This is a genomic window from Brevundimonas sp. UBA5936 (genome assembly GCA_002430835.1).
Lineage (GTDB): Bacteria > Pseudomonadota > Alphaproteobacteria > Caulobacterales > Caulobacteraceae > Brevundimonas.
Genome location: DJDA01000110.1, coordinates 34,132 through 34,473, shown reverse-complemented (window position 1 = coordinate 34,473; position 342 = coordinate 34,132). Strand labels below are relative to the sequence as shown.

Here is a 342-nt window from a genome sequence, read left to right as displayed (position 1 = left end):
GGAACAGCGGCGCAGGCGAATCCGAGGCGCATGGAGGTCTCCACAGTCATCCCGCCCTAACGGACAGGAACGGCGACGGTTCAGCGCGAGGGCGGCGCCGGAACCAATTCCAACAGGTCGAGGTTGGATTCCGCCGCCGGCCAGGGCGTGACCAGGCGCCAGCGCCGCTCGCCGATCCGCTCCAGCACGCCGACCAGGTCGCGTTCGGGCCGCTGGCCGTAGCTGCGGGCCGTCGGCTCGGACGCCAGGGCCATGGAGCCGAGGAAGACCATTTCGCGGTCGTTCTCGGGGAAGAGCAGGCCTGCGGGGCGTTGCGAGCCGGTGCGCTTGATCAGCTTCAGC

Annotated in this window: 1 protein-coding gene; it reads right to left on the bottom strand. The window is 70.2% G+C overall.

The features are described from left to right. Positions 1–80: 80 nt before the first annotated feature. Positions 81–342: DUF4893 domain-containing protein (locus B2Y21_RS10290; protein WP_292059501.1), on the bottom strand; the 262-nt coding region annotated here is incomplete at its 5' end.